A 7,278-nucleotide genomic window follows, 5' to 3' on the forward strand; every position below is an offset into this window, starting at 1 on the left:
ACCTAGAACAATGGAATTGAAACAGCGGGGCTGGCAGGCGTCTTGATCTCAGGCCCCACTCCTGCCCCGAAACCTACATACAGTTCTGGCCACGTCGAGGTCTGCGTGACATCAATCTGGATGATACCTAGCGCTACCCCAACTCCCGCCGCCGCCGGCAACGACTTCGAGTCAGGATCAGAGAATTTGAAACCGCAACTAGCAGTCGCACGAGCACCTACACTCATAACGGGTATAGCCACCTGCCCCGCCGCACCGGTTTTTTCGTTTGCACTCATACCGAACGAGACGCCCGTGCCTACCGCAGCAGTAGCAGAAGCCCTACACTCCCCCGTCATAATAGGTTTGGCCGGCGGCGGCGCCATCGCTCGGGAAACCTCATCCGGTGTCGCACCATTCTGCAACATCCAACTTCCCAGTGAAGCGCGCTCCGCGACGCCGGGCATGTTCAGGTCGAACAGCCCCAACGGGTCAGCCCGCATAACAGGCTTGTTACTCACATAGCTGTACACGTTCAACCCACCCAGCATCCCGATCGGGTCTCTCGACACATAGCGCGCCATGCGGGGTTCGTAGTAACGGAATCGGTTGTAATGCAGCCCCGTTTCAGGGTCGTGGTATTGCCCCTGAAAACGAATCGGATTGCCCACGCCATGCTGCGCGGCCCACGACGAGCGCTCTTCACGAACCTCACCCCACACCTTGTACTGCCCCGTCCAGGCAACATTGCCGTTGTGGTCGGTGATTTCCATTGGCGTGCCCAGGTGGTCGCAGTGGTACCAGGCAATGACGTCGAACGCTGGCGCAGTGGGCAGTGCCTGCCAGAGTGGGTCCTGGTCGATGTCGTAATGACGGCCCTGCCAGTCGGGTTGCCTGAGCAGGCGTATCGAGCGCTTGTGCAACGCTTGAGCCACAGGCACGAAGCGGCCCGGTTCGTAGAGGTAGTGAACGGTACGGCCTGTGTCGCCCTCGTCGAGGGGCAATGCGCTTTCCCAGGCCAGGGTTTCGCCGTCCCATCCGTACAGCGTGAAACCGCAGTGCAGCTCACGCTGACGCTTGCTGCGCTGCATTGCATTCCAGCCGGTGCCGGCCTCGGGCTTGTCCTTGTAATGGGCGACGGCATGCTTGTGCAACCGCCGACCAAGGGCGTCATAGCTGTATTCCACACTGAGCCTGTCGTCGCTGTAGCGCACCAGGCGATTGAACAAGTCCCAGCTGAAGTGGGCAGGCACACCGTTGTGCAAGCGTTGCACAAGGTTACCGCGCTCGTCATACGTGTAGCGGCTGCCCGCGTATTCGCGCAGCACGTTGTCCATCACATTGTGGGAGCTGGCATCGTTATCCAGCGGGCGATGCAGTTGCCGCGCCTTGTCCGTCAGGTTGCCGGCCGGGTCGAAGGCAAAGGTTTCTTCACCCAGGCGGCTGTTGGCCTGCAGCAGGCGGCCTAGCGGATCGTACTGGTAGTCCAGGTGACCACGACGGGTATCGAGGATGTCTGTCAGTTGACCGGTCGGGTCGTATTGATACTCGCGCTTGCACAGAATGGATTGGCCGTCATGACTGGTGAGCAACTGTTCTTGCGGACGCCCTAGCGCGTCCCATACCTGCGTTTGCGTCAGTTTGTTGCCCTGATGGCGGGCGACTTCGCGATGCAGATCGTCGCGCTCATAAGCCAGTATTTCGTGCTGGTCAAGTCGCATGCCCAAGAGATGGCCGCTGCCGTAAGTCAGCCAGCTGACCTTGTGGCCATCCGGGCGCGTGGTGGCGATTCGCTGGTTGAGTGCGTCGTACTCGTGCAGCCACACCGCTACCATCGGCGTACCCGTTGCCAGGTAATGCTGGTGCTCACGGGTCAGGTTGCCCGCGTCGTCATAGAACCATTGCAGTGTGCTGGAGTCGTTGATCGCCTGCAGCACCTTGCCATTACCGTCGTAGGCAAAGCGCTCTGTTTGGTGCTGATCGCCAAGGTGCGCTGTGCGCTCGATCAACCGGCCCATGCGGTCGTGGTGCAAATCGATGCGGCGCTGACCCACCTGGCTGCTCGCCAGGCGCCCAGTGCAGGGGTCGTACCGATAACGGACGGTCACACCATCGAAGCCGGTTTCTGCCACTCGACGTCCCATGGGATCGTACTGGTAAAACGCGCACTGCTCGTTCTGGTTCTCCAGGCTGAGCAACCGCCCCAGCCTGTCCCACTGGTAGCGCAACGTGTGCTCCTTCGCATCCACCCGTTCAGCCAACAGACCGGCAGCCGTATAGGACCAGGTAGTACAGCGATCCAGCGCATCCAGGTGCGCGAGCAAGCGCCCTTCGGCGTCACGCTCGAAGCGCTCTTCGGTTTTGTCTGGATGAATCACCTTGGCCAACTGCCCCGCCTTGTATTCGTACTGCGTCTTGTCGCCCGCCGCATTCGCGGTTTCCACCAATTGCCCGCATTCGTTGTAGTGCCACTGGCTGGTCTTGCCCGAACAGTCGGTGTATTCGAGCATCTGCCCGGCCTCGTTGTACCCGAGTTTCTTCTCGTTGCCGTGAGCATCCTTGATTGCCTTGACCTGGCCTGTGGCGGTGTAGGCAAACTCGGTCTTGTTGCCCAGCGGGTCGACCGTCTCTACCAGGTTGCCGCGCTCGTCGTAGTCCCGTCGCCACAGCCCACCTTCAGCATCCCGAACCTTGATCAGCTGATCATCGTCGCTGTACGCGTAATGCACCACGCTATGGTCGGCACGAATGTGTTGCAGCCGGTTGCTTCGCTCGTCGTAGGCAAAACGATCCTGGCTGCCGTCGGCATGAAGGTGGCGAATCAGGTTCTTGCGCTGGTCGCGAAACAGCCACTCCGAGCGCCCATCCGGGTACTCGATACGATAGGTGTAGCCCTGCGCATCGTAATAGTGACGGGTCTGCTGGCCATACGCGTCAGTCACCGTTGTCAGGCGAATGTGTTCATCCCAGGTGAGACGAGTCTCGAAGCTGCCGTCGTCTGCCCATTCGTGCACGGCCCTGGCGCGAGGGCCGCTGCCGTCCCAGCGCAAGTTGAGACCACGACCGGTACGGTCGGTATAGCGCGTGATCAGGTGATGCTGGTACGCGTACTGCCAGGCAGCGCCATGCTCGTCCTGGGCGGTTACCAGGTCGCCAAGCCGATCGTGGTGATAAGCGCAGAGCTGGCGCAGCGGCTTGCCATCGACCACCTGCCAGAGCCCCTGGATACGGCCATGCCCGTCAAGCACGGTGCCGAGTTGCAGGTGTACCTTGGCAGGGTCATTCTCCTGGTAGGTGTTGATGTCCGAGAGTACCGGGCGCCCCTGATGACGGTGCTCGTAATGCAGCATGGCTCCTGCGCCACTGCGCAGCACGATATGCGTGAGGAGGAAGCGCCCCCCTGCCCGCTCATAGGTTTCCTTGCGCCCCAGCCCGCGCATGAGAATCAGCTGACTGTCGGTGGTGCGCACCAGGGCGTTGTACTCCACCGGGTCATAGTGCGACATACCGATCTTGGGCAGCGGGTAGGCATGGCTGCGGCCATCCACGTCGTGGAACAGCACGCCGTCATCCAGCACATCGATGCACGTGGTGAATTCGGTGATCCAGCGTGCGCCCAGGCTGGCGCTGTCGAGGGCATCGAGGCGCGAATGATAGGTACGCGTCCACACGATCGGAAACGGCCCCGGCAGGCTGAAGTCGGTGTGCTGAAGCGTCTCGCTACCCGAGGCGAAGTTGATGCGGTTGCACGTGCTGGTGGGCGCGCCATTCTTGCACTGGTTGGCCTCCAGGCTCGCCGGGCTCTGCATCTTCTGCGTTTCGACCTTACCGTCGGCAGCCTGGTGCTGGGCCGTGCTGATGGCTGCGGTCTTGACGTTGGCCACCACAACCTGGGGGTTGCGCGTGCGCCATTGCTCTACGCTGCTGGCCAGCTTCATGCGCAGGCCTTCAATGGAGCAAGGGCGGCCGGGATCGGAAAGTTCAAGGATTTCAGCACGCACCTGTGGCGCCAGTTCCCGCAGGCGCGCAATCTGCGCCAGTAGGCCAGCTTTGCCCTCGTCCCCCAGTGCAACGCTGACAGCAGCACTGGTCATGCCTTTGCCGGCCGCCTTGTAGGCATCAAAGGCTGCCCGGAGATAGTTGTCGATGCTCGCCGTCGGGTCGTGGACAAGCCGGCTTCCAGCTGGCGCCGAGACCGGGCTGGCCACACCCACAGCAGTGCCGGCAACCAAAGCACCGAGGCCTGAGGCGATGTCGAGAATGATCTGTTCGCCCAGGATTGCTGCCTGGGCCAACGCCTCCTTGAGATTGCCCTGGGACTGCTCGACGAAGTCATCCAGGCTACCGACGATGTCAGCATTCAAGTGGCCCGCCATCAGCTCCATCAGCGCATCACCCAGCGCCCGCTTGCCCTCCTGGCGCACGATGAACAGCATCGGGCGCAAGGCCATGCGTGCTGCGGTCATGCTCGCAGGGGAAGCCACCAGACCGATCAGGTTGAGCCCGAAGCTCGCGCAATCAAAGGGCTCAGGTACGTTGCTGCGCGCCAGCGCGACAACATCCCCCAGCGCGTCGACCAAGGCAATGATATTGCCTGCCATGGGCACACTGCCGGCGACACCGCTGATGCGCTCAAGGGTGGCAAAACTGGCACTGACCTCACGTAGCCAGGCATCGAAGACCACGGCGCCACGACCAACGTCCTCTATCTGGATTTCGCGAAGCGGGGTGATGGCTACCTGCGAGGCGCGGGAGTGGTCGTCGCAAGCGTAGGTATGTTCAGTCATGAGATCAGTTCACCTGGCAGCAAATCGGTAACAGTGTTCAGGCTGTGAGCCTTGAGTTCAGCCAGCTTGGGTACTGGCAACCTTGGCAGGCCGGCCAGGCCCGCCGCACTCAGCGCCGCCGAGGCGGCAGGCAGCGTAGAACCGACGGCACTGGAAGCGCTGACCCGCTGTGCCAGCCCACCCATGCCGCCCTGCATTGCGCCCCGCATCTGCTGCATGCCTTGGAGCGCGCTTTGGCCGGTGTTGAGCAAGTCACTGCCGGCCTTTGCTGCATGCATGCCCTTGCCGGCGAGTTGCTTGGCCTCTTCGATCAGGCTGCCGCCAGGATCAGGCTTGAGCTTGTCGAGCATCGCACCGAGCATCGACGGCGTGCCCTCTTCGAAGGCCGACAGGCTCGGCCAGGGCAGGCCCTTGGTAAAACTGCCAAGGCTCCAGGTGTTGACCGTATCGAGACCAAACCTGACCCACGCCGGCCCCGGCGCAACCCCCGACACGGCATTGAACCCCTGGCCATCGAGGCTGCCCTCGAGCACCGTGCCCAGCGCATCGGTCACTTCGTAATCGCCGGCCTGGATGCCCTTGGCATTGGCGTACAGGTTGAACAGCTCCAGGTTGCCCTTGCCCGGTTTGGGCGGCTCGGGAAAGGTCCCGGCCAGGCTCTTGGGCCCCACATGGGCGAAGTTCGCCGCGTGCGCGGTGTACGGCCCGGTGGTCACGTGGGTGATGCCACTGGCGTTGTAGGTGGTGGCACTGCCGCCACCCTGCACCACCAGTTCGGTCTTGGCGGTGAGGGTGATGCGGTCGGCATTGGCAGTGATGTCGAGCTTGGCCAGCAGGTTGATGCTGTTCTTCAGGGCACGGAAGTCGATATCTCCTGATACGGCGATCAGCCGCCAGCCCATGTTCTGCACGAACAACCGCATGCCCTGGCTGGCACTGGCCAGCAGCCGCTTGCCGATCGACAGGCTCGTATGCCCGGTGCTGCTCAACGCCAGGTGTTCACCGGTCGCGACATGCGTCGAGCGCGGCGTGGTCAGGGCGATGCCCGCCGGGCTGGCCAGCACCAGGTGCGGTTCGCTGAACTCGGGAAACTCGTTGGCGCTCTGGTTGGTCGGGCCGCTGCCGACGATGCCCTGGTGCTGCGCATGCAGGGCCTTGGCCACCTCGTCCTGATCGCCCGACTCCTGCGCCTGCACCTCGCGCGCCTGCTGGCCGAAGCCGTCCTGCTGCTCGCTGGCAGTAGCCAGGCGTTCGGCGGTCTCGGGCAGGTCCTTGTGGTGCTTGGCTTCGTGATGGCGCGGCTCGGTGGTCAGCAGCAGGCCCGCCGCCGCGCGCACTGCCCCATGCCGGTCGGTGCGCAGTTCGAAACCCTCCCCCCGCGGCTGGCCGCCCGAGGGGCGCGGATGGGTCAGGTAGCCCAGGTTGATCGCGCTGGCGCCGTGGTCGCTGCGCAACGCGATGCTGATCTCGCTGGTGGTGTCGTCGATGCGCAGCTCGTTGCTGCGGCTGCCCTTGTATTCCTTGCTCTTGACCGTGGCCAGGGTCTTGAAGTCGGGCAACCGGTACGGCGGCAGGTTGGCGCCGTGGTACAGGCAACCGGTGATCAGCGGCTGGTCGGGGTCGCCTTCCAGAAAGGTGATCAGCACCTCCATGCCCACACGCGGCAGCGAGATGGCGCCGAAGCTGCTCTGGCTGGCCCAGTTGGAGGCCACGCGCATCCAGCAGGTGGTCTTGTCGTCCGACTGGCCTTCGCGGTCCCAGAAGAACTGCACCTTGACCCGGCCGTACTCGTCGCAATAGATCTCTTCGCCTTCGGGGCCGGTCACTACCGCACGTTGTGCACCCAGCACTTTGGGCTTGGGATGCCTCAGCGGCGGTCGATACGGCACGTCCCACGGCGTGGCGCAGAAGCGGTTGCGATAGCCCTGGTGGAAGTCGTCCTTGAGGTCGGTGACGTCACTGCTGATCACCTCCTCGAGCACCTGCGGCTGCTTGCCTTCGTGGATGATTTCGGTGAGCAGCCACAGGTCGTTCCACGCCGGGTTGGCGTGTTCGGTCAGGCTCAGAAAATGCCCGCTGACCAGGCTCGGCTGGTCGCTGCGCCCCTCGGCCAGGCGGTAGTCGCTGCGGTGGCGCTCCAAGGCGCGGGTGGCCAGGTGCTTGCCGCGCGCGCGGTCGCTGAAGCGCGCCGGGTAGTCGTAGTCTTCCAGGTCCGGCGCGGCACCGCTGTCGGCGTCGCTTTCAAGCTGGATGCGCGGTTTGGTGAAGTCGTAGTCGCGCCGCGTGGTGCGGCTGGTGCGCGTGGCCAGGCGCAGGCCGAAGCGCTTGATCACCGGCACGTCGGCCACCAGCCCGGTGTCCTGCTGGTAGGCCACCGGGGCCAGCGTGGGGAATACGGTCTGGTCGTCGCCGAACACCAGCGCATGGCCCTGCGGGCTGTGCTGGAAGTGGTAGTGGATGCCCTCCTCCTCGCACAGGCGCTGGATGAAGTGCAGGTCGGACTCGTCGTACT

Annotated in this window: 2 protein-coding genes; both read right to left on the minus strand. The window is 63.4% G+C overall.

Annotated elements, in window-relative coordinates:
- Positions 1-2: 2 nt before the first annotated feature.
- Positions 3-4,766, minus strand: coding sequence for an RHS repeat-associated core domain-containing protein (locus QMX96_RS20090; protein ID WP_282362280.1), 4,764 nt, complete (start codon positions 4,764-4,766; stop codon positions 3-5).
- Positions 4,763-7,278: type VI secretion system Vgr family protein (gene tssI, locus QMX96_RS20095; RefSeq protein ID WP_282362281.1), on the minus strand; the 2,516-nt coding region annotated here is incomplete at its 5' end. The genes tssI and QMX96_RS20090, both read right to left, overlap by 4 nt.

The sequence above is a fragment of the Pseudomonas sp. PS01300 genome (assembly GCF_029960155.1).
Lineage (GTDB): Bacteria > Pseudomonadota > Gammaproteobacteria > Pseudomonadales > Pseudomonadaceae > Aquipseudomonas > Aquipseudomonas palmensis.